The 944-nt window shown below is 73.3% G+C and carries 2 protein-coding genes; both read left to right on the forward strand.

Translation table 11 applies throughout. From position 1 onward, the window contains the following. A partial coding sequence (locus tag DEIPI_RS29800; RefSeq protein ID WP_045233969.1) for an ATP-binding cassette domain-containing protein occupies window positions 1-472 on the forward strand: 472 nt, incomplete at its 5' end. Then, window positions 456-944: hypothetical protein (locus DEIPI_RS39350; protein WP_027481585.1), on the forward strand; the 489-nt coding region annotated here is incomplete at its 3' end. The genes DEIPI_RS29800 and DEIPI_RS39350, both read left to right, overlap by 17 nt.

A 944-nucleotide genomic window follows, 5' to 3' on the forward strand; every position in this document is an offset into this window, starting at 1 on the left:
GCTGTACCCGCGTCTCACGCTGGAGGAGAACCTCGCGGCCTTCGCGCTGCTGTGGGGCCTGCCCGCGCGGACGGCGCGCGAGCGGGCGGACGCGCTGCTCGACCGGCTCGACCTCGGCGTGCACCGCGCGAAAAGCTTCCAGGACCTGTCGCGCGGCATGAAGCAGAAGGCGAACGTCGTGGTGGGCCTGCTCGTCGAGCCGCGCCTGCTGCTGCTCGACGAGCCCACGAGCGGGCTCGACTACCCGTCGGTGGTGGCGCTGCGTCACCTGCTCGACGAGTACGTGGAGGGCGGCGGCACGCTCGTCCTGAGCTCGCACGCGCCGGACGTGCTGCACGCCTACGTCCGCCGGATCCACCTGCTGGAGGACGGGCACCTCACCGAGGGCGAGGACGCGGACGCCTTCTTCGCCGCGCACCGCTTCGAGCGTTTCTTCGAGGCCCGGGAGGGTGACGGTGTCGCGGGCGGCTGACCTCACGCGTTTCGCCCTGTGGGACGCGCGTCACACGCTGCGCGGTCTCGTCCCGAACCGGACGTGGCGGCGCGCGTTCCTGCTCACGGTGCTGCTGGGCGCGCTGTTCCTCGCGTTCGTCTTCTCCGTCGCGATCGTCACGAGCCGCGCCTACGAGAACCCGCGCCTCGCGGGCGGCGCGCCGGGCTTCCTGCTCGCCGTCGCCTTCCTGAGCGGCGTCCTCACCCTGCGGCTCCTCGCGGACCACCTCGACGGACGGGAGGACCGCCTCACGCTGATGTCGCTCGCGCCGCTCCCTTCGGGCGCGGCACTGCTGCTCGCCGTCTGCGGCGTCCTCGCGGTGGCCTTCGTGCCGGTCGCGCTGTTCGTGCTGCCGCTCGCGGTGGTCCTCACGGTCTTCGAGCCGCTGGTGGGCCTGCGGCTCGCGCTGACGGGCGCGCTCGCGTTCCTCACGGCGGCGCTGGCGGACGTC

Source organism: Deinococcus pimensis DSM 21231, from assembly GCF_000519345.1.
Lineage (GTDB): Bacteria > Deinococcota > Deinococci > Deinococcales > Deinococcaceae > Deinococcus_A > Deinococcus_A pimensis.